The following is a 24,271-nucleotide window of genomic DNA, read 5'->3' on the forward strand; positions in this document are numbered from 1 at the left end:
GAGACGCCCATATAGGTCGTCTCTACAAAAAGATAAATTCATAAAATGCTTTGTTGTGATTAAACCATGAGACGCGCATGTAGCACGTCTCTACAGCTTAAAATTGATGTTTGAAGGATTATTAAACGTATTGATTTTTGGAATGTGTTTAAAACCAGGAGACGCCCATATAGGTCGTCTCTACAAGAAATCATAAATAATATCTAACTACGATTAAAACCAGGAGACGCGCATGTAGGTCGTCTCTACATCGTAAAATCAATGTTTGAAGGATTATTAAACGAAATCATTTAGAAAACCGTTTAAAAACCTTGGAGACGCGCGTGTAGCACGTCTCTACAAAAAGATAAATTAATATTTTTGTTATGATTAAACCATGAGACGCGCATATAGCACGTCTCTACAGAAAATCAATTTATATTTTTGTTACGATTGAATCATGAGATGCGCGTGTAGGTCGTGAAAACAGTACTTTGTTAAAATTTAGCTTTGGAATGGTTGCCATATTTTTTCTTTTTCTTCTCGTTTTTTTATTCTATAGTCTTCTTCTCCTAGATAGATAATTCCTTGTTTTGAAATGAGTTCTGTTAGTCTTGATGCAGTTCTTAGTTCTAGTGAGTTTATTAATTCTTGTGGATTTAGATTTGTTGATATTATTAGGCTTTTTTGGCTTCTGTTTATTTCATCAATTATTATTCTAATTTTATCTTCGATCCATTTGTGCTCTTTTGCTCCAAGGTCGTCGATAAAAATTATATTTGATTTCAATGCTGTTTTTACAGCTTCGTCTGCCTGCTCAAATGTTTCAAAGTCATGTAATACGTCTATTACTCCTATTATGCCTCCCATAATTGCTATTTCTTTTAGGATAGTGTATCCTAGCCTAGTTTTTCCCGTTCCAAATCCTCCATACATTAGTAATCCGTTTCCTTTTTGCCATAATTTATTTTCAACGAAGAAACGTGCTTTTTTCAAGGCAATTTTTAGTGTTTCTGTATATGAAGCAAAGTTGTTAAATGAGACGTCGTAATAGATTTTTGGTACTACATCATTGAAATAGGTTATTGCCTTTAGATAATTTGCATATTTCTCACAGTATGATTCTTTCATTATGCCTTGTACTGGGCAGTTTTGAGGCTTAATACAAAAACAATCGTAGTTAGAAATAGTCGATGTATTTATTTTCTTTGGAGGTTGTGTGTTTAGCAAGTTTTTTCACCTCTTTCTTGTTTTTTGGTTTTGAAGTTGTTTGTGGAAACCAAATAGAGGTAGGAACAGCTCTTTGATAGTATTCTGAGGGGTAGTAGGTTATTAGTTTTCTTTCGTATAATTCTTTTAATGATTTTATAACTGTGTTTTTGTTTAGACTTAATGATTTTGATAGATAGCGAATTGAATATGTCAGTGGGCCTTCCCAAAATAGCTTATTAGCTTGATAAATTAAGAAAAAGTATAACTTTGCAGCAGAAGAAGAAAGTTTACTTTTTTTGTCTTCTTCAAAGAAATTGTTTACTAGATCGAAGATATTCATAATTTCACCTCGTGGTTTTTTGTAAGAATTTTGTATCCTCTCATAAGTAATATCCGCAAAATTTTGGTCTTTTGTGTAAACTTTTGATAAATTTTGTATGAGATGAAATTAGAAAATAGAATTTTTGAAAATAATATATGTATTCTTGTATTATGTATTATATAATGTCCTATTTTTTAAGACAGTTTTGTCTTAAAATTTCATACAGTTCTGTCTTATTTTTTAAGACAGGTGTCTTAATTTTTCAGACACTTTTTCTTATTATTTTTTAGATTTTTAGAAGGACTTTTAGAAATTGAATTGACTTTTAAAATAGCTTGAATTAGGTTATAATAGTTATATCGAAGTTGTTTTAATAATCTTTTGGTTGGATTGGAGACAATATTAAAATGAAAAAGATAGTGCATTTGTTACCTAATTCTGTCTATACAGTGAGATTTATAGATTTTATGAACAAATATTTTCCAAAGGAAGAACACGATTTTTTGGTAGTGTGTGAAGGTAATAGTTTTAAGGTTAACAAGCAAGATAATGTTTTCTTTATTAAGAAAAAGGGCAAAGACATGTTTTTCTTTCATAAAGAGTTGTTCATAGCTGATAAAATTATATTGCACGGTATTTTTACAGAAATTGTACCAATTCTGTTTATTAGGCTTGGCATCTTAAAAAAATGTTACTGGGTTATTTGGGGAGGAGATTTGTATTATCATGAGACTAGGGTAAAAAGCTTTAGATCAAATTTAGGTGAATTTATGAGAAGGATAATAATAAAAAATATGGGGGTAATAATTACCAATAACGAAGGGGAATATGAATTAGCAAGAAAGTGGTATCCTACAAAGGCAAGACATATGAAGGCATTTTATCCCAGCCCTATAGTCTATGAAGATCTAGATTTTGATGATGATTACAAAGAAAAAAGTTTGATAACAATCCTAGTGGGAAATTCTGCCAATCCTACAAATAATCATATTGAGGTTTTAAATAAATTATTAAAGTTCAAAGATGAGGATATTGAAATCATTGCACCTTTATCTTATGGAGAAAAAGAGTGGGCTAAAAAAGTTATTGAAACAGGTGAAAAATTGTTTGGAGATAAATTTAAGCCTCTAGTTGACTTTTTACCTCCAGCTGAATATGCTAGAATTTTAAATTCGGTTGACATTGCTGTTTTTAATCATAATAGGCAACAAGCACTAGGAAATATAAAAACACTGTTATATTTAGGCAAAAAGGTGTATATAAGAAAAGATGTGACAACGTGGGATTATTTTGAAAGAATTGGCATAACTGTGTATGATACATATGGTATGGATAAATTAAGCTTTGAAGAATTTGTATATATGGAAGAATCTTTAAAGGCTAAAAATAGAGAGATTATAGGAAGAGAATTTTCAGAAGAACGATGCAGAGAGCTTTGGGAAATTATTTTTAATTCTTAGGGGGACTTGACATGAAGGGTATTGTTTTAGCTGGTGGAAACGGAACAAGGCTGTATCCCATAACAAAAGGAATAAGCAAGCATCTTATTCCCATATACGACAAACCCATGATTTACTACCCTTTGTCTGTTTTAATGTTGTCAAATATTAGAGAGATACTGTTAATAACAAAACCGGAATTTGTTGGGTTGTATAATAATCTATTGGGGAATGGGTCTGAGTGGGGTATAGAAATTAGTTATATGGTTCAAGAAGATCCAAAAGGAATTGCTGATGCGTTTGTTATTGGAGAAAAGTTTATTGGAAAGGATAATGTTTGCTTAATCCTAGGAGATAATATCTTTTATGGACAAGGGTTTAGCCCGATCTTAGAAAAGGCTTCAAAAAAGAACAATGGGGCAGTAATCTTTGCATATTATGTGAATAATCCGCAAGAATTTGGGGTAATAGAATTCGATGAAGATTTTAAGGCAATATCTATTGAAGAGAAGCCTCTTAATCCGAAGTCTAATTATGCGATACCCGGTTTATACTTTTTTGATAATTCAGTTATAGCGAAAGCAAAAAAGCTAAATCCTTCTGACAGAGGGGAATTGGAAATAACCGACTTGATAAAGGATTACCTTAAAGAAGATAAATTGTATGTACAATTATTAGGAAGGGGTTTTGCTTGGTTAGATACAGGAACATACGATGGACTTGCCAACGCAACAGACTTTGTTAGAACGATTCAAAAAAGAACCGGCTTAAGCATAGCTTGTTTGGAAGAAATTGCTTACAGAAAGAAATGGATTACTACAGATCAGTTGATTAAAACGGGAAAAGAATATGAAAAAACTGAGTATGGCACTTACTTAAAAAATATTGTAAAGGAAGATGTTAAAAAATGATTCCTTTTAACAGACAAAATTTGTTTGGTAAAGAATTAGAGTATATCAAAGATGCATATAATAGTGGGAAGGTATCAGGGGATGGAAAATACACAAAAATGTGTTCTAGATTTATGGAGGAAAGATTTAACTCAAAGAAGATATTGTTAACTACATCAGGTACTCATGCCTTAGAACTAGCTGCTCTTTTAGCGGATATAAATGAAGGGGACGAAGTTATTTTACCCTCATATACCTTTGTATCTACTGCAAACGCTTTTGTATTAAGAGGGGCAAAGATAGTGTATTGCGATATTAGGGAAGACAATCTTAACATTGATGAGAATAAGATAGAAGACTTGATAACTGAGAAAACAAAGGCAATTTCTCCAGTTCATTATGCAGGCGTTGCGTGTGAAATGGATACGATAATGCATATTGCGAAAAAGCACAATTTGATAGTGGTTGAAGACGCAGCTCAAGGAGTAGATGCAAAGTACAAAGATAAATATTTAGGTACCATAGGAGATTTTGGTTGTTATAGTTTTCATGAAACAAAGAATTTCTCATCTGGTGAAGGTGGCGCAATATCGATTAACGATGAGAAGTACATAAAAAGAGCAGAAATAATTAGAGAAAAAGGAACAAATAGAAGCCAGTTTTTTAGGGGTGAAGTTGACAAATATACATGGGTTGATATTGGCTCTAGTTATCTACCTTCAGACATAAATGCAGCTGTATTGTATAATCAATTTGAAAACATGGAAAATATAAACAATAAGCGAAAAGAGATATATAACGCATATTATAATGGTCTGAAAGACTTACAAGATCAAAACAAATTGAGACTACCTATAATCAACGATTTTGCTAAGACAAACTATCATATGTTCTATATAATACTGAATTCAGAAGAAGAAAGAAATGGTTTGATGGATTACTTAAAAGCTAATGGAATACTCAGTGTGTTTCATTATATACCACTACATGAATCACCATATTCAAGGGAAAAATTTGGAAACTTCAGCTTACCAGTAACAGAAAATCTCAGTAGAAGATTACTAAGGTTACCGATGTATTATAGTTTAAAATTAGAAGAGGTTAACTATATTGTTGATAAGATACATAGTTATATATTATCTGTTTAATTTTAGTGAGAAGGGAGAGTAAGATGAATACTAAAAAAAAGATACTGGTTTTAGGAGTGGGAAGCGCTCAATTTGATCTCATTGTTGAATGTAAATGTAGAGGATTAGAAGTGCACGGATGTTCAAATAGAAAAGAAGGCAGAGGTCTTGCGTTTGTAGATAAATTTGTTTTGATAGATATAAAAGATGTTGAATCGGTTATGAACTACGTACAACAAATGAATATTGATTATGTTTATTCTATAGGATCTGATATAGCATTACCAACCATTAGCTATGTCAATGAAAAGTTAAACTTACCTAACTTTGTTTCGTATGAAACAGCTATTATCTGTCATAATAAGAGTAGGTTGAGAGAAACGTTGGGGGAAAATTTTGAAGGGAACATTCCTTTTGTTGTGGGATCAAGTTTTGAAGATTTTAAGCATTGGAATATATTTCCAGCAATTATGAAACCAGTTGATAGTCAAGGCCAACGCGGTGTATTGAAAGTTAATAACTTTTCAGAAATAATAGAATATTTTGAGAAATCATCCAGGTACTCTCAAAGCAAGAAGGTTATTGTAGAGAAATATATTCCATCTGACGAGATTTCGGTTAACGCATATGTTGTAGATGGAGAGGTTAAGTTCAAGATTGTTTCAGATAGAATCGTTTTTGATGAATATCCTGGAGGATTGGTAAAGGAACATAGAATGCCTAGTAAATATTATAAAAAGCAAGAAGTTATTGATCGAATAGAAAAATTAGTTGTGAACACCATAAATGTATTGAGAATCAAAAATGGCCCTGTTTATTTTCAAATAAAAATAGACAACGATATGCCTTATTTGATAGAGGTAACTCCAAGGCTAGATGGATGCCATATGTGGAGACTAATATATGAAAGTACGGGAGTAAACCTACTTAAAATTACAGTTGATCACTTGATGGGCGAGAAGATAACTGATGATGTTTTTGAAGTCAGAAAAATTAAGCCAAAGGTTTTGAAATTCATATGTATGCCTCCTAATAGCGTTTTCAATACTTCCGAGTATGATAATAAGAATGTTTTTTGGTATTACAAAAACAATGAGGTTGTTAAGGAGATAAATGGATATTTTGAAAAGGTTGGATATTACATAGAAAGCAGTGAGTAATGTGAAAATAGCTATAACAGGTGCTACAGGGTTTATTGGGAGTTATTTGATAGAAGGGTTAAAAGGAAAATACGAACTGGTAGGTATTACAAGAGATGCTAGTAAATGTATATCAAAAAGCGAAGTAAATTACAAGCTCAGCGACTATTCAAAAGAATCGTTAATGGATGCATTGCTTGGTTGTGAAGCAGTTGTCCATCTTGCTGCAATTAGGCCTCTAAAAGGTCAAGAAAGTGACTATTTAATATATAACAAGAATGTTGAATTAACCTCAAATATCTTTGAGAGTTGTAGAAATGTTGGGATTAGTAACATAGTATTTGCTTCATCGAGAAGTGTATATAATCCACGTTGTAATAATATTCCTTTTAAAACAAGTGACAAAATTGAGTATACACTAAATTTGTATGGATTATCCAAGTATTTTTGTGAGAAGTTAGCTTTGTACTATAATCACTATTATGGGATGGATATCAAGTCTTTAAGACTGGCACAAGTCTTAGGTGTAGGAGAGAAAGAAGGGGTTATGGTTACAGAGTTTATCAAAAGAGCAATGAGCAAGGAACCTTTGATAGTTTATGGTGAAGGTAAAGGGAAAAGGCATTATGTTTATGTAAAAGATATAGTTAGCGCCGTTGAAAAGGCTCTACTAAATCAGTCAGAAGAAAAAATTTTTAATATAGCTATGGAAAATAATATTTCACACAGAGCATTTGCAGAACTTGTAAATCTTGTGTTTGATAATATAAATAATATAGTTTTTGCTAAAGAGTTGAAAGAAGATACAGATGAATATCTTATGGATATTACTCATACAAAAAAATATTTGAATTGGTTTCCTAGTTATGATATGTATCATGCCTTGTTAGATATGAGAAAAATCTTGGAAAATGAAATGGGGTATGATTTATGACAATCTTAGTAACAGGTGTAGCTGGTTTTATTGGAAGTAACTTTGTGTATTACTACCTAAGAAAATACAAAAACAGAAAGATTATTGGCTTAGATAAATTAACCTATGCTGGTAATTTAGATAACCTATCTAAATTAACTCAAGAAGAAAAGAAAAGGTTTGTTTTCATAAAAGGCGATATAAACGATAGAAAATTGCTAGAAGAAATATATTCAAAATATGAAATAGATGGAATAATAAACTTTGCAGCAGAAAGCCATGTGGATAGATCAATTCATGATCCTGGTATATTTGTAAAAACAAACGTTTTAGGAACACAAACATTACTACATGTATTTAAAGAACATTACGATGAAAGAAAAAAGCAAAAGTTCCTACAAATATCGACAGACGAAGTATATGGAGCGCTTGGACCAACAGGATACTTCACAGAAGAAACGCCACTAGACCCACACAGTCCATACTCAGCAAGTAAAGCAAGCAGCGATCTAATAGTAAAAGCTTACCATGACACCTATGGACTAAATACAAACATAACAAGATGCTCAAACAACTATGGGCCGTATCAGTTTCCAGAAAAACTCATTCCTCTAATGATACACAATGCATTGAATCATAAAGAGTTACCCGTCTATGGAGATGGGAAACATGTAAGAGACTGGTTGTATGTAGAAGACCATTGTAAGGCAATAGACTTAGTATTTGAAAAAGGAAAAAGTGGAGAGGTATACAACATAGGGGGACACAACGAAAAAGAAAATATAGAGATAGTAAAACTGATAATAACGTACCTTCAAGAAAAAACAAAAGACAAAGAAATAAACGAAGGATTAATAAAACATGTGAAAGACAGACTAGGGCATGACAGACGATACGCTATAGATCCAACAAAGATAAAGGACGAATTAGGATGGGAACCAGAAACAAGGTTTGAAGACGGTATCAAAAAAACTATAGACTGGTACTTAGACAACCAAGAATGGATGAAAAAAGTTATAACAGGAGAGTATATGGAGTTTTATGAGAAAAACTATGTTTTTGAGTAGATTATTTATATATAGCTAATTTAAGAAAGTAGATGAATTAAAGTTTACAATATATATGCATAAAATGGAGGATATGATGTCAAAGGAACGAGAATTTATTAAATCATTTTTTCAGTTTTCAATAGGGCAATGGATTGCAGCCCTAATTTCTTTTATTACAACACCAATAACAACCTGGCTTATCATACCTGAAGAGTTTGGTAAGGCCTCTATGTTTACATTAGCCTTTAATTTGCTTTTGAACATTTCTCTTCTTGGCACGGATCAAAGCTTTGTAAGAATGTTCTATGAGAAACCAGAAGAGGAAAGGCGAAACCTGCTTTGGGAATCTTTGATGCCAAGCCTGTCTGTAGGATTTATTGTGTTTATTATAATTGGATTGTTTTGGAAGGAATTGTCTTTTGTTCTTTTTGAAGATTATTCTCATTTTTTGCCTATCTTCTTGCTAGGGCTTACCATTTTAATTGCGATCATAGAACGATTTGCTACATTAGTTGTTAGAATGAAACAAAGAGGTATAGCCTTTTCTGCTTTAAGAGTTGTAAACGGAGCATCAAACGCTGCTTTTACAATTTTGTATGCCTTGCTTGTTTCAAAAACTTTTTATGCAGTTATTGTTGGATTGTTTTTTTCTCATGTGCTTTCAGCATTGTTAGCAATATTTTTTGAAAGAGATTTGTGGTTTGGTAAGTTTAAAATTAATACTGGTTCAGTCAAAGAAATTATTAAGTATGGACTCCCATTTGTTCCAACATTCTTAATAACCTGGATTTTTCAATCTTTTGATAAATTAGCCTTGCGAAATTATTGTGATTTTACTGAAATTGGATTGTATTCAGCGGCCTTTAAGGTTGTTTCTGTTATGAGTTTGATTCAAGTAGGATTTTCTAATTTTTGGACTCCGGTTTCTTACGAGAGCTATGAAAATGATCCTGAAAGTACAGGACTTTTTGAAAAGGTTTCTTTGTTTATTTCCGCTGCTATGTTTGTTGTTGGGATGCTAATTATTGTTTTTAAAGATGTAATATTTTTACTTCTAGCAAAGTCGTATAGGCAAGCAGCTGGAATTAGTTCTTTTCTTCTTTTAATACCTATTATGAACACTACATCGCAAGTTACAGGAGTTGGAATTGGCTTTAAAAAGAAGACATATTGGCATATGATAATATCTGCGGTACCTGCGGTTGCTAATGTTATTGGAAACACCTTGCTAGTTCCACAATATGGCGCAAAAGGTGCAGCGTTTACAACAGGCTTGTCTTATATCCTTTATTATTGCATGAAGACGTTTATATCAAAGAATTTGTATCCAGTTAATTATCATCTAGGTAAATTCTTTACAGCTACGGTTGTTTTTGTTATAGTAGCGTTTATAAACACATTTGTCGGAAATCTTGTTTGGCAGGTTCTTTCTGCTGTAATTGGGCTTGTTATTGTATTGTTGGTCTATAATACTGAAGTAAAATACGCCCTTGACTTGGTTATTGATGAATTAAAGAGGGTAAAGAATAAAGTTGCCAATAGAGCATAAGGAACGTTAATTCACTCTTGAAAGTTGTTTAATCGAAATAGTAGGGGAAGCGTACACAAGATTGGTGATAGAAGTAATGAGGAGTGCATTCGAAAAAGATATAGAAAGATTTTACAAAGCATTTAGGCTAATAGTAGAACTAATAAATAAAATGCAAGACAAAGAAAAAGCAGATGAAGTATTTGAGATGTGTATAAAATACCTATTAAATGTAAGAGATGATATAGAAATAGAAGAATTAGAAAGAACAGCAAAAGAAGAATCGGTTGAAAGGGGTGAATTGATAATGTCGATAGCTGAGAAGTTAAGAGAAGAAGGTATTGAAAAAGGTATCAAAAAAGGAAAAATAGAAGGAAAAAAGGAAATTGCTATTAATGTATTGAGTCAAAGATTTGGGAATGAATTAACAGAAGAATTGACAGAGAAAATTCGAAATGCTGATGATGAAACAATTAATTACATCGGAGATAATCTATTAGAAATAACGATAGAAGAATTGAAAGAAATTTTGAATTTGAAATAGTAATTATTAGTTTTTGTATGAAAAATAAAACAATATTAATCAGATAAATGTATTATAATAAGTATTAATCCACAATTGTAGGGACGTTCTATACGAACGTCTTTTTTGTTTGAATTAAAACAAATTTTAGCTAATATTTTCAATATAAGTATTACTAAATCAAAAACTGAAAAAGTTACATCAATTGGAGAATCTATGTTGGCTTTTTTCAAATTTTAATAGAAACCTTACCCATGTTCCTTAATAAAGCTTAGAAAAAGCTCAAGGATTAGAGCCTTAGAATTTCTAATACGAAATTTCAGTCATTTTCAAAGTGTTTGCAATAGGTTGTAATAGTTGTTTGAATGAAGAAAGTTATAACTCAATTATTTTTAAAAACTCTTGTTCTTTTTCTTGGCTCCATACAAAGTATTTTTGATATTTTTCAATATTTTTTAAGATAGTTTCATAATTTTCGTAGGCTTTTTGTATTTTTTCTATGCTTTGTTCTGTGTTTGATGGGTTTATTACTAAACCGATTCCTAATTCTTCAACTTGTTTTGCCATTGAAATAAATGATTCTTTAACAATAACAGGGGTTCCTGCAGCTATAGAATCGTAATATTTGTGTGGAAGTGCAAATATATCATTTTTGTAATGTCTATCTTTCACAGTATTGTATGAGATTAGAGAAAAAGCAGCTTTTGATAACTCTTCCATCATTTCATTGTAAGGCAAGAAAGATGTTGAGGCGTGTGGGATATCGTCAAATTCTTGTGAATCCATTCCTATAACTTTAAAAGAAAATCCTTTATTAATAAGAATATTTAAGAGTTTTTTCTCGTCTTCTATCTTTCTTGTAACTTTTCCAACCAAAACAATTTCTTTTTGTTTCTTTTGAATATCAGGCTTCAAAATAAAATTTGCATAATTAGGCATAATGAAAGTCTTATCTTTTGTAATGCCTACTTTATCAATTACATCGTTTCGTGTTTCGCCAGAAACAAAGATAGCTAAGTCAGACAATTTCAATTGTTTTTTGAATAGGTGCCATAGTACCGCTGTTTTTAAATCACCAATGATTGCAGGTAGTTCTGCTAAAAAGTTCTCAGGATGATATTCGTGTATGTCGTAAACTATTTTCTTATTCCGTTTTTTTGCTATTTTAAATGGTTCAAGTGGTCTACTTGCTAAAAAATGATGCATGTATAATATGTCATAATCTTCGTTTTTAATTAAATCACAAATTATTTTATCTAATGCCCTTCTATTTAACAATTTTCTTAAAGGATTGCCTTTAGTTCCTTTTGTATATTTAATTGGTATATACGTAATATTTCCATCCTGGTACTTTTTTTCTTCTCTATCAGTCCAATATTGGTATATAATCTCATGTGATTTAGAAAGAGAACTAACGGTCCTGGAAACTCTTTTATCAAGCTTTGGGTGCATGTATCCGATAATAAGTATTTTCATGATTTCACCTTCATATTGTTTGACCAAATGCTGTTGAACTATAATGTAATAATTATACCATTCTTAAGCGGTAAGTTAAAGAAAATAAATAAAAGTAACAAGATTTGTTATAACAAGCGTTAATTCAACGTTGTAGAGACGTGCTACACGCACGTCTCGTTTTTTGATTTTAAATAACGATTAAACCTTGAGACGCCCATATAGGTCGTCTCTACGTAATTTTAGCATATAATTTTTGGTTATGATCTTAATTTCTCCTTTGGCAACCATCCTTCATCATTGTCTATAAGTTTCACACACCATAACCAACCATTAAGTTCTTTTATTCCTTTAACAATTTCATTTTTTTCAACATTCAGTTCCTTTGCAGTATAATCTTCTAATATTATTCCATATTCATTTTCTATAACAAGTAACTGTTCTGGAACCCATCCCTCAGTCCTATTATCCAGTGTATAACAGTATCTCCATTTTTCCCAATTCTCTGGTCCATTATATTTATCTCCTACTTTCACTTTTGTACCTTTTTTGATTGTAATTGGATTTGGATAATTGCTTTCATGTGCCTCAGCTACTTTATAATACATATTTGGTCACCCCTTTTTCAACTTGTCCACTCCTAATGTATCTGTAAACCAATAAGTCCCTGCAATGTTTACTCCCAGAGCATCATCTTGTATAAATTATAACAAGATTTGTTATAATTTATGCAAAGTTGGGTAAATTTCAAATATTTAAAGGGTTTTAGTGGATGTGATGTAATGAGAGTTTTTTCAAAATTGATTTGAAAAATCAATATTATGACATTTTACGACATATTATATAATGTTAACTTAAATTTAATATGTGATTGTTATAATAGGGGTGTCGATAGTGGGAGAATTTAGTTCAAAAACTATTAAAGAGCTAATTTCATTAATTAACGAAGAAACATCTTCGAATAGTTTAAAATTATTCAAAAATGATGTAAAGAAATTAAAAGATAGAAACTTATTATTGAAAATCTTTTCTGCAGTACGTGAGATTAAAATAGATTATTCAGTTGGAGACTTAAAAACTGGAGATCTGTGTGGAGTTAGAACAGTCAAAATTAACTACAATAATGTTGCATATAGAATTGCGTATTATGTTGATAAGCCGATCTTGGATTCTGAAAAGGTGAATATAATGTTCATTCATGTAGGTTCAAGGGGAAATTTTTATAAAGAACTAAGGGATTATTTTAGAAACCAGAAAAGCATCTTAAAATATATTAATAACAAAGCTATTTAATATTTCAATATAAGGATTAACTTTAATGTTTACAACGGAGGAGGAGTCTTATAATATGATCAGTATTGGTGAGTTAATAAGCATTTTTTCTGAGTTATCCGCTACAAACAAAAAAAGATTATATAATTTTTTAATTAATGAATTCTCAAAGGTAAAATCAGAAGAATATATTGAATTTGTTGGTTTGTTAAGAGATTTGGAAGAAGATTTGTTGTATAGTGATGAGATTGACGAAAAAGAAGAGAATGAGAAATTATATTTTACACAAGATGACTTAGCGATCATGACAGGTTTATCAAAAAGGCAGGTACAAAGAATCCTAAAAAGTAATAATATTGAACCTTTAAATCCTGGTCAAAAACCTCTGTTTTATGATTTAAATGAATTTGAAAAGTATTATTTTATCGCTAAGAATACCTTTAGAGAACAACAAGTTGAAGATAATAGTTTTGTAATTGAGGAAAGGAAACAATTGAAAGTAGAAACGCTTTTCAATAATACTACTAATATTAAAAAAGAAATTGGGCCATTAATTGATTTAAACATAATTTATGATAAAAATTCTTTTATTTCTGAATTCAAAGGACGTGAAGAAAGTGAAAATCAGCAATTTGCAGTTAGAGTGGGATAGGATAAAAAAATTCGAATATCAGATTGATGATGAAATAATTGGTAAAAAGCTTACTCCAAAACTAAAATTAGAGGTTCAACATAATTTTTTGGAAAAAACAAATGATAATCCCTATAGGGCAACACTTCTTTTAAAATATAACGCGAGGTTTAAGGAAGGTAAAAAGATATATCTAAAAATGAATATTGAGCTTGAAGGCTCATTTATTGGAAGTCCGAAATTGGATGATACTGAGTTTAAGAAATTAGTAATACAGTCTGGTATTCTTAATCTTATTCAGATAACAAGAGCAAAAGTTACAGCGATAAGTGCAAATTTTGGATTTATCCAACCTATATATCTTCCAATGATTGATGCGACAGATCTAGTAAATAAAAAAATGAAAGAAGTGTTAGGATAATAAGTTTTTGAAAGGCACTTTAGAAAGAAAGATTTTCTAAAAATGGAATTTTGAATTTATATGGGTTCAGGGCGAAGCCCTCTTCCCTTTCCTAGCTACAAGTGCCAAAAAGTTGCAATTGTTTATTTACTGTTTTTGAATTTATAATGGGTTCAGGGCGAAGCCCTCTTCCCTTTCCTAGCTACAAGTGCCAAAAAGTTGTAATTGTTTATTTACTGTTTTTGAATTTATAATGGGTTCAGGGCGAAGCCCTCTACCCTCTTAGTGCGTTTAAGTACTTATTTGTGGAGGAATAAATATGTATTTATCAGAAATTAGTGGAATAGCGATTAAAAAAGACGGTTTTTTTGAAAATTTTGGTAAATTAGGAAGAATTTATTTAGAAAATTCTATCTCTTTTATACATTCTGAAAAGTACTTACCTGACATAGATCAAAACATCTCTTGCATTGTTTGTAATGAAGAATTGTTGCCATTTTTTTTAGATAAAGACATGGGAATAGTTGTATCAAAAGAGCCAAAAAACACATTTTATGAGATATATTATACAATCTATTCAGAAGGTAAGTTAAATTACTCTGAAAACAAAATTTCTGATTCAGCTACTATTTCTCCCAAAGCAACAATTGCAAGTTCTGGTGTAGTTATCGGAGATAATTGTGTAATTGGAGATAACGTAGTAATTAGAGAAGGGACTATTTTAGGAAATAATGTACATATTGGAAACAATTGTGTTTTGGGTAGTGATGGTTATGAGGTTGCGAAAATTTATGGGTCTAGTAAAATTGTTCCCCATACGGGATTTTGTATTTTGAAAGATAATGTCGAAATTTTAAACAATTGCTGTGTGTGTAAAGGGCTGTTTAGGGGGTACGATACAATTATAGAAGAAAACGTTAAAATAGATAATATTGTACAAATAGCTCATGCAGTTAAAATAGGCAAAAACACAGAAATAGGTGCTGGAGCTGTTATCTCTGGAAATACAATCATAGGAGAAAATGTATGGATTGGACCAAACGTTACTCTTTCTAATAAAATTAAAGTGGGGAATAATGCCTTTGTTAGTTTAGGTGCAGTCTTAATAAACGATATTAGTGATGGAGAAAGAGTTGCGGGTAACTTTGCCTATGATACTAAAAAATTTATGAAAGAATTCAAGATGAAAAAAAGCGAGGAGTAATGAGCTTAATAAATTTTATCAATAAAAAACTCAGGTTTTATGGTAAAATTTACAGAGAAATAATATTACTTTTTTTAGTATTTTTAGAACATAAAAGAGTGAGTTTATGACGTAGTTATTCTAAATCTTAGGGAGGTGTTGTTATATGAAAAAGGCTATAAGTATTATGGTAGTGATGTTTTTATTGACGTTCACTGTGTTCGCAGCGTATTATGATGTAGGAGCAGGATTAACCTATGATAGTTTTAGTTTTGTAGAAAAAGTTACAGTGGAGTGAGAAACTACAGAAACAAAAATGCCACACGACGCACTTGGAATAAATATTGCTGGTACTTATTGGTTTACAGATACATTAGGAGTAGAAGCTAATCTTGATTTTGCGAAGGGTGATGTAATTAATATGTCATCAGAGGATTTTTCGATAAAAGCTTCATCTCAACTAATTGGCCCATCAGTAGCTGTTAAATACCTGGTTCTAAAGAGTCCTGTATTTGTAAATGTTAAAGCTGGTGCAGGTTATTATTTTTATAATTCAACAACTAAAGTTACAGGTACTTCTGAGGGAACTACTGTTGAAACAACTTCCAAAATGAAAGGAAATGGTTTTGGAATGCTTGTTGGAGCAGAAATGTTGCATCCAGTAACTACTAGTTTGGCAATTAAGGCTAATGCGGGTTATAAATTGTTCACGAATATAAAAAATCTTAAAGATCAAGATGGCAATGAGATCACTGATACCGCAATTTCTATGAATGGATTAAAATTAGGGTTTGGTGTTATATATAGTTTTTAATTATTAATTGTAGAGACGCGCTATATGCGCGTCTCTTTATTATAATCAACATTGGGTCTTAGTTGTAGAGACGTGCTACATGCGCGTCTCGTTTTTAATTTCAAATGATGAACAAACCATGAGACGCCCGTATAGGGCGTCTCTACATCTGATTTAATCGAAGGTTAAATGATCTATTATTGGTAGACGCCCGTATAGGGCGTCTCTACATTTTATTTAATCAAAGGTTGAATGATTTATTCTTTGCTTTTTATTAGCCATGAGGCTTTTAAGCCAAAATATAGGTTTATTTTTTCATTGACTTGAGGTATTTTATTTTCTACCGGGTTGAATAATATCCCGTTGATAATTTTATTATGCTCTGTTTCAAACTCATATTCAACTTGGGATCCTAAATATACAACCTTTTTAATAATTCCTGATATGGAGTTTTCTTTTTTTTCATATGTCAGAGCTTCGGGTCTTAATGCAATTAATACATTTTCGTTTATTTGCAGGTTTTTCTTACTTATTCCGACAAATGTTTTATTTAGTTCTTTATTGTATACTTCATAATAGTTTTCGTTCTTTTTAACAACTTCACCCTCAATGAAATTTACTTTGCCTATGAAATCTGCTACAAATCTATTTAGTGGGTATGAATAGATATCAAAGGGATTTCCTACTTGCATTATTTCCCCCTTGTTCATTACTATTATAATATCTGAAATACTCATCGCTTCTGTTTGATCATGTGTAACATAAACGCTTGTTATATTTAATTCTTTTTGAATTCTTCTTATTTCTGAGCGCATGCTTTCTCGTAATTTTGCATCAAGGTTTGATAAGGGTTCATCGAATAACAGTACCTTTGGTTCCATTACCAAACTTCTTGCAAGAGCTACTCTTTGTTGTTGACCACCAGAAATTTGGTCTGGCCTTCTGTTTTCCATTCCTTCTAAGCCAGTTAGAGAGATTATACTTCTAACTTTTTCTTCAATAGCATTTTTAGGTAGTTTTTTAATTTTTAGTCCAAATTCTATGTTTTCTTTAACGGTCATATGTGGAAACAAGGCATAGCTTTGAAATACCATTGAGATATCTCGTTTGTTTGGGGGATCGTTTGTAATATCTTTTCCTTCAAGAAATATCTTTCCACTTGTTGGTGTTTCAAATCCGGCAATCATTCTCAATGTTGTCGTCTTTCCACAACCAGACGGACCTAAAAGCGTTACGAGTTGGCCTTTTTCTATTTTCAAAGAAAAATCTTTTACAGCTACCGTTTCGGTGTTTTCGCTTTTAAATACCTTGTATATATTTTTTAATTCTAAGCTCATCACGTGCACCTACCTATTCAATTCCAAAATTATTATCAACTAGTGAGACTTTATTTTTCAAGAAGATTTTTAGTATTAGAATAAACGCGAGTATTAATAGTATCAATATAACAGAAAAAGCGCATGCTTCAGATAATCTTCCAGAGTCTGTTTGACTGAGGATCTGAACAGTCATCAAATTCCAATCTGCTGAAACTAGGAATATAGCCGCACTTATAGCAGTCATAGCTCTAACAAATGAATATACTAACGCTGAGAAAAATGCTGGTATTATTAGTGGCAAGGTAATCTTTAAAAATACCTGACTGTCATTTGCACCTAGTGTATACGCTGCTTCTTCAATTGCCGGGTCTACTTGATTTAACAGTGAAATTCCGCTTTGAATACCTACAGGGATATATCTGAAAATAAAGTTTAATACTAGTATAGCAAAGGTTCCTGTTAATAACAGGGGTTTAGTATTGAATCCTAAAATATACCCTATTCCAACAACTGTTCCTGGAACAGCAAAATTTAGTAGGGAAATGAATTCTAAAGCCTTTTTGCCTGGAAATGATTTTCTAACAATTAAAAATGCAATAATCATTCCTAATAATGCAGATATTGGCGTTGAGGTCAAAGCAATAGCAAGGGTATCTTTTATTGACTCTTTTCCTACATCAAAGACATATTTGAAGTTATCTAGGGTGAATTGGTTGTTCATTCCCCAAGCCTTTGTAAATGCGCCCCAAAATATAGTAGCGTATATTAGTACAATAAAAATAGAAACGATCATGCATAATGTGAATAATATCCATTTTGCGGAGGTGCTCACACTTTTTACTTGTGAGGTTGTTGGTTTTCCAGTAACAGTGATGTATTTTTTCTTGTTTACCCAATATTTTTGTAGAATAAACGCTATTAACGAAGGAACAAGCAACCATACTGCTAATGCTGCACCGTTTTTTAGATTAAACATGCCTGTAATCTCTAAATATGCTTGTACAGATAAAACCGGAAAACTTGCACCAGCTAAGATTAAAGGGTTTCCAAAGTCTGCTAAAGATTCTATAAAAAGAACGAGCATAGTGCTTGCAATTCCTGGGACTGATAATGGGAGGGTAACTTTTGTGAATACTTGCCATCTTGATGCTTTTAGGTTAAATGCGGCATCCTCAAGTGTAGGAGATATTGTTGATAGTACACCATCTAAGGTTATGAAAGCTACAGGGAAAAAGGTAATAACTTGGGCTATCATAAGGCCCCAGAGCCCATATACTGGGAATGTACGTATACCAAATAGTTTTGAGGTTATAAGGCCATTAAAACCAAAAAGCATAATTATTGACATCGCTCCAATAAAGGGAGGAAAAACCATTGGAACTATAGCTATGGTTCTAAAAAATTTTTTGAAGGGTATATTTGTCCTGTTTATTGTGTAGGCATATAAATAGCCAATAAGTGTGCCTATAACCGCTGTGAGTGTCGCAACTAATATGCTGTTTTTGAATCCTTGTTTCATGTAGTCATTAGAAAGTATAGATTTATATACATCTAAAGAAAAATTATTGTTGTTGTCAGTGAAACTAATAATAAGTACCTTGAATAACGGATAAATAATAAAAATGAACAAGACAACGAATATTGCGATTAATAGAATTAGTAAAGAAGGGTTTTTCATCAAAGATTTGAATTTATTGGAAAATTCTTTGTTAGCTATTTCCATTCTTATTCCTCCACAAAAAAAGGAATATTACTTCTCTAGAGAAGCAATATTCCCTTGTTTATTATTATTTAACAGGTAACACTTCTTTTATCCATCTTTCAATAATTCTGTTCTTGTTTTCTGCTGCCCATGCTTCATCAACAGAGATTAACTTAATTGTTGATAGTGGTTGTAAGCTTCCAAAGTTTACGTCTGCTCTTACTGGATAGAAGTATGTTTTTTCGTCAACTATAACTTGTTGACCTTTTTTGGAAAGTAACCAGTCGATTAAAGTATTTGCTTCAGTTTTGTGAGCGGCACCTTTTACTATAGATACACATGCTGATTCGTATGGAACGCCTTCAACAGGAAATACTACTTCAATGGGATAGCCTTGTTCTTTAAATTCGAAGAATGCAGGTGTAAATTGAATTGCTACAGCAGCTTGTCCAATACCTACAGCTTTTGAAGGACCTGTTCCACTTTGTGTGTAAGACTGTATATTTTTAGCTAATTTTTTTAGGTAGTCCATTGCTCCATCTTCACCATAAACAGAGATTAATCCTGTGATGAATGTGTAAGCTGTACCTGAAGTTTGTGGGTTTGGATACTGAATCATGTTTTTAAATTCTGGTTTTAACAAGTCTGCCCAACTTTTAGGAAGTTCTGCCTTTATTTGTTCTAAAACTTTTAGGTTTACTCCTACACCAAGCGGGTTCATGTAAAAAGCGTGAAAATAGCCATCTACATCATAAAAATTAGGATCTATACCATAAACGCTTGTAGATTTGTATGGCTCTGTTAAGTCTCTTTCTTTAGCAATAATGTGGTTTGACATAGGTGCACCAAACCAAACATCAGCTTGTGGATTATTCTTTTCTGCTTCTAATCTTGCTAATGCTGGACCAGAAGATAGAAAAATGTACTTTACTTCAATACCTGTGTCTTTTGAAAAGGCGTTTAAAATCTTTCTGGCATTTGCTTCATCGACACTGCTGTATATGACCAATTCTGCAAAAGAAAATACCAATAGTACTAGCATTAATCCGACTAACGCTACCTTTTTCATTCTAAAACCCCCTCAATATAATATGGTATGAAACTAAGAACCTTGTAGCAAGATTTTTGCATGTAATCTACTAAAATTCAATGGTTGGTATATGACTTTACAAAAACACATCTTCAAAATGATGTTAATCTTTAAAAGTCTTAAAATTGCATCGAAATTGTATTAACATTGTAACAGTTTTTAATATGTGATTTTGAGGTAAGAAAGTAAGTCTCCTTTAATGAGATAAAGAAGGGTATCTAAGTAGTATATGGAGAAATAATCCTCATTGTACACATTTATTGTTAGAAATTGATCTCCGCCTTTTAAGACAGCAATTATATAAACAGGATAGGGATTGTCTTGAATAACCTTACCAATCTCGTCTGTTGAAGTAATTATAGTTGAAGATTTTAGAAGGTTGGCTAATTCGATTAGATTGTTGTAATCAATTTTGAAGGAATCATTATTGGATTTAAATCCAATCACTTTGTTTTCTTTATTTAGCAGTTCTTTTGAGATATTTTCTGTTGAGAGAATTAATGCTTTCATCTGACTTTTAATGTAATTTGTCTCTTCATTTCCGCTAGAACCAAGCGATAATTCTTCTATACTGAAACTGTTTGAGATTTCAAAATGTTTTTTACTTCCATCTAGAAAATATATCTCACCTGTAATTAGGTCATACTCTTGATTTTTATCAATTGCTATATGTTTGTAGGCAGGAAGTTTTGATAACCTATTCCAAAAATCTAGTATAATTTTTGAATCGTTTATTTCATATGGTGGAAAGTATTTCATAGAAAATACTATCTTTACAGGTGTTGAAGATGAGTATCTGCTCATTAAAGTCTCATTATCCTTGATAAAGTATACCTTGTTAAAACTTTTATTCAACGTGTATATCCCTAATACAACCACAAAGGCAAATAAGATTACAAAGATATACATATATTTATTATTTTTCATGTTTGTAATGATCCCCTTTAAGGTTCAATGGAAGTTTTAATATCGCCTTTGTCCCATTATTGATTTGTGAAATTATATTGATATCGCCGTGGTGCTTTTTCATTATCTCTTTTGAGATATATAACCCTAAGCCAAAACTTTTTTGTTTCTTAGGGGTAAAAAATGGATTGAACAACCTTTCTTGCGTTTTTTCATCGATTCCTATGCCATTATCTTGAATAATAAGATAACAATATTCTTCGTTAACTTCTGAAGTTATGGTAATTTCAGAACATTTGCTATGAACAATAGCGTTGTCAAGAACGTTTAATACCACTTGCTTAATCTTTTCATAGTCAAAAATTAACGATTTTTCTTCAACATTATTATCAACTACTATGCCAAATTTTTTAAATCGTGGGTTTAGAATTCCTAGACATTCGTTGATGAGATCTTTTATATTATGATTTTTGAAATCAAAATTGAACGAATCTTTGTTAATTCTGGATATCTCAAGGAGTTCTTCCACAAGTTTTAGTAATCGGTTTCCTTCTGAAACGACGTAATTTAGTGAAACTTTTTTATCTTCTTCATTAGTCAGCCTTTGAAGAAGATCGGCATGTCCGAGTATGGCAGTGATTGGAGTCTTTAATTCGTGGGTAATATTGTCTGTAAATATCTTTTGTCTTTCTTTTTCTTCATTTAATGACTGAATGTAGTGCTCTAATTTTTCAACCATTATATTGAAAGAATTTACTAAAGAATTTATTTCCTCATTGCTTTGGATATCAATGTGGGTACTAAGATCGCCATTTGCTATTCTTTCAGTTTCGTATTTTAGCTTTTCAATTGGTCTAGTAATTGTATTTGAAAAAAAGTAATTGAGTATTAGTGATACAAATATTGCTAAAACACCAATAATTGCAAGAGTTACTTTTATTTTATCTATCAAGAGAAATTCCGAATTCATCGGATATATAAATCTAATTGCACCAATTACTTCATTATTGTAGAATACGGGACTTGCAAAAAATAGTATCTTTTTGTCATCTTCACTTTTTATAATATAATTCTTCATACCGTTGATTGCGTAGTATATATCTTGGTAGACGTAGTATTGTTCATTGGTGTATGTATTTGAAAGAAGATTTTTTCTGATGTCATAAACCTCGAGATATAGTTCAAATTTTTTTGAGAAATAATCGCTTGCAAAGGGTGATAATTTCTTAAATTCATCATAAACATCGCTGTATTCATAGTCTTTGAGATAATTCATAAGATAGATTTGAGTCTCTTGGCTGTACTCTGTCATTCTGTCAACGGTGATATCTATGATGTTTTTCTGAAAAGTGTTTAGCGTAACAAAGAAAATTATTGTTAGAATTAATACTGCGAACGCAATGTTAATAAATAAAATTTGACTTCTTATGCTATTCTTCATCATTCGCCTCAAATTTATAACCAATCCCATACAAAGATTGTATGCAGTCTCCGTAGGATCCAAGCTTTTTTCTCAATCTTTGAATCGTCATGTCAACTGCTCTTGTATCTACTTCACTTTCAAATCCCCAAATTTTATTTAGCAGAACTTCCCTTGACAGTACTTGCTTATGATTGTTCATTAACAGTTCCATCAAATCAAACTCGGTTTTCGTTAGGTATATTTCTTGGGAGTCTATAAAAAACTGTCGGGAATTGTTAATTATTTTAAAAACCCCGATGTTTATCTCGTTTGAAGAGTTTAATTCTGATTTTTTCATACGTTTAAATATATTTCTGATGCGTAAGATCAATTCTTTGTTGTCAAAAGGTTTGGTAATGTAGTCATCAGCCCCTAAACCTAAACCTAATATTTTATCGTTTTGATCGCTTTTTGCAGTTAGAATAACTATAGGTGTTCTGTAATTTGCTTCTTGCATTTCTTTCAATATTTCAAAACCATCGCAATCAGGAAGCATTAAATCAAGAATAACTAGATCAGGCTCCTCCTTTTTGAACATTTGAAGCCCTTTATATCCCTCATCAGAAACTATAGTTTCGAAGCCTTCTAGTATTAGGTTCATTCTTATTAGATCTGAAATACTTTTTTCATCTTCGATAATTAATATTTTCATGAATACCCTTGCCAGTATTTTCTGACAAGTGTTACCTCCCTTTCTTTACTTGATTTTAGCCATTTTTAAACTTTTTTGAAGATAACAACCGATTTCTTATATTTCTTCCAGAGCAAGAATTATTATACAAATCCTTTTGAAGTATAGAAGTTAATCAAGAAGATTGTTGGTTCATAACGTCAGAGATATTATACCAGAAGGAAAAATAAGAAGTCAAGAAAATGAAAAGAGCAATAAAACAACGGTATAATGTAATAGTTTATAGCAAACATTGATCTTTAGTTGTAGAGACGTGCTATATGCGCGTCAGTTTATTATAACCAACATTGGATCTTAGTTGTAGAGACGTGCTATATGCGCGTCTCGCTTTGTGTTTTTAAACCACAATTAAATTCAGGAGACGCCCGTGTAGGGCGTCTCTACATTTTATTTAATCAAAGGTTGAATGATCTATTATTGGTAGACGCCCATATCGGGCGTCTCTACATTTTATTTAATCAAAGGTTGAATGATCTATTATTGGTAGACGCCCATATCGGGCGTCTCTACATCCGCATCTTGCTTTTGATTTAAATATCCAACATTATTATAGATAAATAAAAGGCGGTCATTCGACCGCCTTTTTCGATTACTTATTAACTACATACAAAACCCCAAGACATTCTATGAAACTACTTCTTCTTTGAATCTTTCGGCTTATCTTTTTTGCCTTGGTCTTTCTTTTTTTCAGGTTTCTTATCCATTAGCCAAGCCTCCCTTAGGGCTTTAGTCCCCCATATAGTGATTTTTAGTAACTTATACACTTACTCGATCCATTTTTATTATACCATATTATTACATAAAATCAATAGGATAGCAAGATTATTTTGAGAAAAAAATCAATAGAAAATATTTTTACTAATAGTTTGTTTTTTTGATTGACAGCGTTTTTGAGCATATGAAATATTTTATATACTCAAAATATTAATTTCACTATATATTTTTTGATGTTTTTACTGATAAAAAATAAGATAAATTGATGTTTTGGTCATTTCAGGAGATTTATATGATAGAGTCGTTCCACCTGCCGAGGCTATTAATCTTTTAAATGAAACTCTTTCAAAGATAGTGCTTGAATTTAGAATTCCCACAATTATAATTTCGGGTAACCATGATAGCGCTGAGCGTCTTGAATTTTTGAATGGAATTCTTTCTGGGATGGTTCTTCAGATTGAAGGAGTTTTGAAAGGCGAAGTAAAAGAGGGTAGTTTTATTAAATATTAATGATGTAATCAACAAAACAGGG

Annotated in this window: 26 protein-coding genes; 15 read left to right on the top strand and 11 right to left on the bottom strand. The window is 31.5% G+C overall.

Annotated elements, in window-relative coordinates; all coding sequences use genetic code 11:
- Positions 1 to 483: 483 nt before the first annotated feature.
- Positions 484 to 1,209, bottom strand: coding sequence for an AAA family ATPase (locus DTL3_RS05010; RefSeq protein WP_045087790.1), 726 nt, complete (start codon positions 1,207 to 1,209; stop codon positions 484 to 486).
- Entirely contained in the window at positions 1,160 to 1,531 is a 372-nt protein-coding gene (locus DTL3_RS05015; protein WP_045087791.1) for a helix-turn-helix domain-containing protein, read from the bottom strand. The genes DTL3_RS05010 and DTL3_RS05015 overlap by 50 nt, the downstream gene beginning before the upstream one ends.
- A 389-nt stretch (positions 1,532 to 1,920) precedes the next feature.
- Here DTL3_RS05015 and DTL3_RS05020 point away from each other — a divergent pair, with 389 nt between their 5' ends.
- The 8 genes from DTL3_RS05020 (at position 1,921) to DTL3_RS05055 (ending at position 10,142) form a co-directional block, all read left to right on the top strand.
- Positions 1,921 to 2,973: a TDP-N-acetylfucosamine:lipid II N-acetylfucosaminyltransferase family protein gene (locus DTL3_RS05020; protein ID WP_045087792.1), complete on the top strand. Its 1,053-nt coding sequence runs from the start codon at positions 1,921 to 1,923 to the stop codon at positions 2,971 to 2,973.
- A gap of 11 nt (positions 2,974 to 2,984) precedes the next feature.
- Positions 2,985 to 3,863, top strand: coding sequence for a glucose-1-phosphate thymidylyltransferase RfbA (gene rfbA, locus DTL3_RS05025; protein WP_045087793.1), 879 nt, complete (start codon positions 2,985 to 2,987; stop codon positions 3,861 to 3,863).
- Positions 3,860 to 4,990: a dTDP-4-amino-4,6-dideoxygalactose transaminase gene (gene rffA / locus DTL3_RS05030; protein ID WP_045087794.1), complete on the top strand. Its 1,131-nt coding sequence runs from the start codon at positions 3,860 to 3,862 to the stop codon at positions 4,988 to 4,990. The genes rfbA and rffA overlap by 4 nt, the downstream gene beginning before the upstream one ends.
- 23 nt (positions 4,991 to 5,013) lie before the next feature.
- Positions 5,014 to 6,129 carry an ATP-grasp domain-containing protein gene (locus DTL3_RS05035; protein WP_045087795.1) on the top strand — a complete coding sequence of 372 codons (1,116 nt, stop codon included), beginning with the start codon at positions 5,014 to 5,016 and terminating at the stop codon, positions 6,127 to 6,129.
- The gene (locus tag DTL3_RS05040; protein WP_084217176.1) at positions 6,122 to 7,042 is read left to right on the top strand and encodes an NAD-dependent epimerase/dehydratase family protein; all 921 of its coding nucleotides are present in this window, start codon (positions 6,122 to 6,124) and stop codon (positions 7,040 to 7,042) included. The genes DTL3_RS05035 and DTL3_RS05040 overlap by 8 nt, the downstream gene beginning before the upstream one ends.
- Positions 7,039 to 8,088, top strand: coding sequence for a dTDP-glucose 4,6-dehydratase (rfbB, locus tag DTL3_RS05045; protein ID WP_045087797.1), 1,050 nt, complete (start codon positions 7,039 to 7,041; stop codon positions 8,086 to 8,088). The genes DTL3_RS05040 and rfbB overlap by 4 nt, the downstream gene beginning before the upstream one ends.
- 76 nt (positions 8,089 to 8,164) lie before the next feature.
- Positions 8,165 to 9,619, top strand: a complete 1,455-nt coding sequence (locus DTL3_RS05050; protein ID WP_052670386.1) for an oligosaccharide flippase family protein — start codon at positions 8,165 to 8,167, stop codon at positions 9,617 to 9,619.
- A gap of 64 nt (positions 9,620 to 9,683) precedes the next feature.
- Positions 9,684 to 10,142, top strand: coding sequence for an RpnC/YadD family protein (locus tag DTL3_RS05055; RefSeq protein ID WP_231853934.1), 459 nt, complete (start codon positions 9,684 to 9,686; stop codon positions 10,140 to 10,142).
- Positions 10,143 to 10,177: 35 nt separating this feature from the next.
- Here DTL3_RS05055 and DTL3_RS09630 read toward each other — a convergent pair whose 3' ends face one another.
- From DTL3_RS09630 to DTL3_RS05065, 3 genes are all read right to left on the bottom strand, one after another.
- Positions 10,178 to 10,354: a hypothetical protein gene (locus tag DTL3_RS09630; protein ID WP_171820593.1), complete on the bottom strand. Its 177-nt coding sequence runs from the start codon at positions 10,352 to 10,354 to the stop codon at positions 10,178 to 10,180.
- Positions 10,355 to 10,496: 142 nt separating this feature from the next.
- Positions 10,497 to 11,597, bottom strand: a complete 1,101-nt coding sequence (locus DTL3_RS05060) for a glycosyltransferase (RefSeq protein WP_045087799.1) — start codon at positions 11,595 to 11,597, stop codon at positions 10,497 to 10,499.
- A gap of 239 nt (positions 11,598 to 11,836) precedes the next feature.
- Positions 11,837 to 12,184: an SH3 domain-containing protein gene (locus tag DTL3_RS05065; RefSeq protein WP_045087800.1), complete on the bottom strand. Its 348-nt coding sequence runs from the start codon at positions 12,182 to 12,184 to the stop codon at positions 11,837 to 11,839.
- Positions 12,185 to 12,470: 286 nt separating this feature from the next.
- Between DTL3_RS05065 and DTL3_RS05070 the strand changes: the two genes are divergently transcribed.
- The 6 genes from DTL3_RS05070 to DTL3_RS05090 all read left to right on the top strand — a co-directional run bounded on the left by DTL3_RS05070 (position 12,471) and on the right by DTL3_RS05090 (position 15,876).
- Positions 12,471 to 12,869, top strand: coding sequence for a type II toxin-antitoxin system RelE/ParE family toxin (locus DTL3_RS05070; RefSeq protein WP_052670388.1), 399 nt, complete (start codon positions 12,471 to 12,473; stop codon positions 12,867 to 12,869).
- Between the two features lie 55 nt (positions 12,870 to 12,924).
- A complete protein-coding gene (locus DTL3_RS05075) occupies positions 12,925 to 13,500 on the top strand; it encodes a hypothetical protein (RefSeq protein ID WP_045087801.1) in 576 nt (191 codons plus the stop codon).
- The gene (locus DTL3_RS05080) at positions 13,466 to 13,900 is read left to right on the top strand and encodes a hypothetical protein (protein ID WP_045087802.1); all 435 of its coding nucleotides are present in this window, start codon (positions 13,466 to 13,468) and stop codon (positions 13,898 to 13,900) included. Before DTL3_RS05075 ends, DTL3_RS05080 begins: the two co-directional genes overlap by 35 nt.
- Before the next feature lie 298 nt (positions 13,901 to 14,198).
- The gene (locus tag DTL3_RS05085) at positions 14,199 to 15,083 is read left to right on the top strand and encodes a DapH/DapD/GlmU-related protein (RefSeq protein WP_045087803.1); all 885 of its coding nucleotides are present in this window, start codon (positions 14,199 to 14,201) and stop codon (positions 15,081 to 15,083) included.
- 145 nt (positions 15,084 to 15,228) lie between these two features.
- Entirely contained in the window at positions 15,229 to 15,360 is a 132-nt protein-coding gene (locus DTL3_RS09865) for a hypothetical protein (RefSeq protein WP_269446374.1), read from the top strand.
- Positions 15,361 to 15,378: 18 nt separating this feature from the next.
- Complete coding sequence (locus DTL3_RS05090; RefSeq protein ID WP_045087804.1) at positions 15,379 to 15,876, top strand: outer membrane beta-barrel protein; 498 nt, start codon at positions 15,379 to 15,381, stop codon at positions 15,874 to 15,876.
- A 236-nt stretch (positions 15,877 to 16,112) separates the two neighbouring features.
- Here DTL3_RS05090 and DTL3_RS05095 read toward each other — a convergent pair whose 3' ends face one another.
- From DTL3_RS05095 to DTL3_RS05120, 6 genes are all read right to left on the bottom strand, one after another.
- Entirely contained in the window at positions 16,113 to 17,192 is a 1,080-nt protein-coding gene (locus tag DTL3_RS05095; protein WP_045087805.1) for an ABC transporter ATP-binding protein, read from the bottom strand.
- A gap of 13 nt (positions 17,193 to 17,205) precedes the next feature.
- Positions 17,206 to 18,897, bottom strand: coding sequence for an ABC transporter permease (locus DTL3_RS05100; RefSeq protein ID WP_045087806.1), 1,692 nt, complete (start codon positions 18,895 to 18,897; stop codon positions 17,206 to 17,208).
- A 64-nt stretch (positions 18,898 to 18,961) separates the two neighbouring features.
- Entirely contained in the window at positions 18,962 to 19,945 is a 984-nt protein-coding gene (locus tag DTL3_RS05105; RefSeq protein ID WP_045087807.1) for an ABC transporter substrate-binding protein, read from the bottom strand.
- Positions 19,946 to 20,125: 180 nt separating this feature from the next.
- Entirely contained in the window at positions 20,126 to 20,893 is a 768-nt protein-coding gene (locus tag DTL3_RS05110; RefSeq protein WP_045087808.1) for a DUF3919 family protein, read from the bottom strand.
- Complete coding sequence (locus DTL3_RS05115) at positions 20,883 to 22,316, bottom strand: sensor histidine kinase (RefSeq protein WP_231853935.1); 1,434 nt, start codon at positions 22,314 to 22,316, stop codon at positions 20,883 to 20,885. Before DTL3_RS05115 ends, DTL3_RS05110 begins: the two co-directional genes overlap by 11 nt.
- Entirely contained in the window at positions 22,303 to 22,986 is a 684-nt protein-coding gene (locus DTL3_RS05120) for a response regulator transcription factor (protein WP_045087810.1), read from the bottom strand. The genes DTL3_RS05115 and DTL3_RS05120 overlap by 14 nt, the downstream gene beginning before the upstream one ends.
- Before the next feature lie 1,023 nt (positions 22,987 to 24,009).
- Here DTL3_RS05120 and DTL3_RS05125 point away from each other — a divergent pair.
- Entirely contained in the window at positions 24,010 to 24,249 is a 240-nt protein-coding gene (locus DTL3_RS05125; protein ID WP_045087811.1) for a metallophosphoesterase family protein, read from the top strand.
- The last annotated feature ends 22 nt before the right edge of the window (positions 24,250 to 24,271 follow it).

It is taken from the genome of Defluviitoga tunisiensis (genome assembly GCF_000953715.1).
Lineage (GTDB): Bacteria > Thermotogota > Thermotogae > Petrotogales > Petrotogaceae > Defluviitoga > Defluviitoga tunisiensis.

Coding starts and splice junctions, on each gene's coding strand:
- DTL3_RS05015 (WP_045087791.1), bottom strand. CDS start 1,531: ATGAATATCTTCGATCTAGTAAACAATTTCTTTGAAGAAGACAAAAAA.
- DTL3_RS05020 (WP_045087792.1), top strand. CDS start 1,921: ATGAAAAAGATAGTGCATTTGTTACCTAATTCTGTCTATACAGTGAGA.
- rfbA (WP_045087793.1), top strand. CDS start 2,985: ATGAAGGGTATTGTTTTAGCTGGTGGAAACGGAACAAGGCTGTATCCC.
- rffA (WP_045087794.1), top strand. CDS start 3,860: ATGATTCCTTTTAACAGACAAAATTTGTTTGGTAAAGAATTAGAGTAT.
- DTL3_RS05035 (WP_045087795.1), top strand. CDS start 5,014: ATGAATACTAAAAAAAAGATACTGGTTTTAGGAGTGGGAAGCGCTCAA.
- rfbB (WP_045087797.1), top strand. CDS start 7,039: ATGACAATCTTAGTAACAGGTGTAGCTGGTTTTATTGGAAGTAACTTT.
- DTL3_RS05050 (WP_052670386.1), top strand. CDS start 8,165: ATGTCAAAGGAACGAGAATTTATTAAATCATTTTTTCAGTTTTCAATA.
- DTL3_RS05060 (WP_045087799.1), bottom strand. CDS start 11,597: ATGAAAATACTTATTATCGGATACATGCACCCAAAGCTTGATAAAAGA.
- DTL3_RS05065 (WP_045087800.1), bottom strand. CDS start 12,184: ATGTATTATAAAGTAGCTGAGGCACATGAAAGCAATTATCCAAATCCA.
- DTL3_RS05075 (WP_045087801.1), top strand. CDS start 12,925: ATGATCAGTATTGGTGAGTTAATAAGCATTTTTTCTGAGTTATCCGCT.
- DTL3_RS05085 (WP_045087803.1), top strand. CDS start 14,199: ATGTATTTATCAGAAATTAGTGGAATAGCGATTAAAAAAGACGGTTTT.
- DTL3_RS09865 (WP_269446374.1), top strand. CDS start 15,229: ATGAAAAAGGCTATAAGTATTATGGTAGTGATGTTTTTATTGACGTTC.
- DTL3_RS05090 (WP_045087804.1), top strand. CDS start 15,379: ATGCCACACGACGCACTTGGAATAAATATTGCTGGTACTTATTGGTTT.
- DTL3_RS05095 (WP_045087805.1), bottom strand. CDS start 17,192: ATGAGCTTAGAATTAAAAAATATATACAAGGTATTTAAAAGCGAAAAC.
- DTL3_RS05100 (WP_045087806.1), bottom strand. CDS start 18,897: ATGGAAATAGCTAACAAAGAATTTTCCAATAAATTCAAATCTTTGATG.
- DTL3_RS05105 (WP_045087807.1), bottom strand. CDS start 19,945: ATGAAAAAGGTAGCGTTAGTCGGATTAATGCTAGTACTATTGGTATTT.
- DTL3_RS05110 (WP_045087808.1), bottom strand. CDS start 20,893: ATGAAAAATAATAAATATATGTATATCTTTGTAATCTTATTTGCCTTT.
- DTL3_RS05115 (WP_231853935.1), bottom strand. CDS start 22,316: ATGATGAAGAATAGCATAAGAAGTCAAATTTTATTTATTAACATTGCG.
- DTL3_RS05120 (WP_045087810.1), bottom strand. CDS start 22,986: ATGAAAATATTAATTATCGAAGATGAAAAAAGTATTTCAGATCTAATA.